A 1,887-nucleotide genomic window follows, 5' to 3' on the forward strand; every position below is an offset into this window, starting at 1 on the left:
CTAGGAGACTGCTGAAGAATGCGTGTCCCTGACCGGTGTGCGGGCGGCGGTCGGGAACGATTGGTGCATGCAGGGGAGATCGCGGGATCAGCGGGATCTGTTCGACGCGGAGTCGATGGCCGGGGAGCTGCTCGAGCCGGGGAGCGTGTTCGCGTTCCTGGCTGAGCATCGGCTGGCGTTGTTCCCCGAGGAGATGTTCGCCGACCTGTTCGGTTCTGCGAGGGGTCGCCCGTCGGTGCCGGCGGACGTGGTCGCCGCGGTGCTGGTGCTGCAGGCCCTGCACGGGTATTCAGACCGGGAAGCGACCGAGGCGGTCACGTTCGACCTGCGGTGGAAGGCCGCCTGCGGGCTGGGTGTGCAGGCGGCGGGGTTCCATCCCACGACGTTGACGTACTGGCGCCGGCGCCTGGCCAAGAGTGAGCGCCCGAACCGGATCTTCGAGGCGATCAACGCGGTGGTGATGGAGACCGGGGTGCTGCGCGGGAAGAACCGCCGGGCGCTGGACTCCACGGTGCTGGAGGACGCGGTCGCCACCCAGGACACCGTCACCCAGCTGATCGCCGCGATCCGCCGGGTCGCCCGGGAGGTCACCGGCGGCAAAGATCTCGTCGCCGAGCACTGCAACGGCCACGACTACAGCTCCCCGGGCAAACCGCGGATCGCATGGGATGACCCGGGCGCCCGCGATGAGCTCGTCTCCAGGCTCGTGAGCGACGCGCTGGCGCTGCTGGACCACCTGGACGTCGACGCGTTGGAGGAGGACGAGGCCCAGGTCGTGGCGCTGCTGGCGGTGGTCGCCGGGCAGGACGTGGAGCCGGCGCAGGGCTCTGATGGCACCGACGGTCGCTGGCGCATCGCCCGCAAAGTCGCCTACGACCGGGTGATCTCCACCGTGGATCCCGAGACCCGCCACGCCCACAAGACCGTGGCTCAGCGCCGCGACGGGTTCAAGGCCCACGTCGTGGTGGAGCCAACCACGGGGCTGTTCACCGCCACGAAGCTGACCAAGGCCGCCGGGCCGCAGTCCGCCGACGGGACCGTCGGGACGGACCTGCTGGCCACCGACACCACCCTGACACCCGAGCACACCGAGGAAGACGAGGCCGCGGTGGCCACGGATGGACAAGAGTTCCCAGCCCGGCAGATCCCGGTCGAGGTCCTGGCCGACTCCGCCTACGGCACCGGTGAAGCGTTGGCGGCGCTGGACGAGGCTGGGCATACCGCCATCATCAAGCCCTGGCCGCTGCGCCCCGCCGTCCCCGGCGGCTTCACCCTCGAAGACTTCAGCGTCGATGAGGCCGCTGGCACCGTGACCTGCCCGAACGGGCTGACCCGCACGATCACTCCCAAGCGCACCGTCACCTTCGGGGCGGGTTGCCGCGGCTGTCCGCTGCGCGATCGCTGCACGACCTCAGTCAGCGGCCGCAAGCTCGACCTGCACCCTCACGATGGGCTGCAGCGGGCCCACCGCGCCCGAGCGCGGCAGCCGGCCTTCCAGGAGACATACCGCAGCGAGCGGCCGATGGTCGAACGGTCCATCGCCTGGCTCACCCGCGGCAACCGCAAGGTCCGCTACCGCGGGATCGTCAAGAACGACCACTGGCTCGCACGCCGCGCCGCCGCCCTTAACCTCAAGCGCCTGCTCACCCTGGGCCTGCAGCGCACCGGCGGAACCTGGCAGATGGTCAGCGCCTGAACACGGGCGGCCAAGACTCTGGCACACCGCCTCACCAAAGAGCAGAATCGGACCTGACGGGCGGGTCGACCTCGTTGTCCAGCCACGCGCTGTGACCTACCAAAGCCGCTACGACGGCCATATTGATGGCGACCCGCCCGTCCCGGCTCACCTCGCGAGCCAAAAGAGCGTCTTGTTCAGCAGTCTCCTAG

1 protein-coding gene is annotated in these 1,887 nt (G+C 69.7%); it reads left to right on the forward strand.

Translation table 11 applies throughout. From position 1 onward, the window contains the following. The first annotated feature begins 67 nt into the window (after positions 1-67). Positions 68-1,696 (forward strand): transposase, encoded by a 1,629-nt coding sequence (locus M3148_RS16850; protein WP_251305891.1) that lies wholly within the window; start codon positions 68-70, stop codon positions 1,694-1,696. Positions 1,697-1,887 lie beyond the last annotated feature (191 nt).

It is taken from the genome of Georgenia satyanarayanai (assembly GCF_023715365.1).
Classification (GTDB): Bacteria; Actinomycetota; Actinomycetes; order Actinomycetales; family Actinomycetaceae; genus Oceanitalea; species Oceanitalea satyanarayanai_B.

Coding starts and splice junctions, on each gene's coding strand:
- M3148_RS16850 (WP_251305891.1), top strand. CDS start 68: ATGCAGGGGAGATCGCGGGATCAGCGGGATCTGTTCGACGCGGAGTCG.